This window comes from Hansschlegelia beijingensis (assembly GCF_045505405.1).
Lineage (GTDB): Bacteria > Pseudomonadota > Alphaproteobacteria > Rhizobiales > Methylopilaceae > Methylopila > Methylopila beijingensis_A.
This window is the reverse complement of the sequence record NZ_JBJKEX010000671.1, coordinates 1-692: the sequence shown is the minus strand read 5'-3', so window position 1 is coordinate 692 and position 692 is coordinate 1. Positions and strand designations below refer to the sequence as shown.

The following is a 692-nucleotide window of genomic DNA, read 5'->3' as shown; positions in this document are numbered from 1 at the left end:
AAGCTCGCTCTGAAGACGGCGTAGCTGTTTCGGCGACATCCGGCATCCTGCGCCGCGTGCGGCCCGCAGCCGTGGTGGGCTTCGGCGGCTATCCGACCTTCCCGCCGCTGGTCGCGGCGCGCCTGCTCGGCATACCGGTCGTCCTGCACGAGCAGAACGCCGTGATGGGACGCGCCAACCGGATGCTGGCGCGGCTCGCGAGCGCGATCGGCACCGGCTTTCCGAGCGTCGCGCAGCTTCCCGCGGGGCTCGTGACCACCCATGTCGGCAATCCCGTGCGCCCGCAGGTGCTGGCGGCGCGCGAGGTCAGCTACCAGCCGGCGATGGAAGGCCAGCCGATCCGTCTTCTCGTGTTCGGCGGCAGCCAGGGCGCCCGGATCATGTCCGAGGTCGTGCCGGAGGCCGTGAGGCTGCTGCCGTCCGACCTTCGCGGCCAGTTGCACGTGACCCAGCAGGCGCGGCCCGAGGACATCGAAGGCGTCCGCAAGGCCTACGCGGAGGCCGGCGTGTCGGCGGAGCTAGCCTCCTTCTTCGACGACATGCCCGCGCGGATGGCGCTCGCCCATCTCGTCATCGCGCGCGCCGGCGCCTCGACGGTCGCGGAGCTCGCGGTGATCGGGCGGCCGTCCATCCTGGTGCCGCTGCCGCATGCGCTCGACAACGACCAGCTCGCCAACGCCAACGCGCTGGCG

1 protein-coding gene is annotated in these 692 nt (G+C 72.1%); it reads left to right on the top strand.

The genetic code is table 11. The features are described from left to right. The coding region (locus ACIKT0_RS19545; RefSeq protein WP_407106919.1) for a UDP-N-acetylglucosamine--N-acetylmuramyl-(pentapeptide) pyrophosphoryl-undecaprenol N-acetylglucosamine transferase at positions 1-692 on the top strand (692 nt) is incomplete at both ends.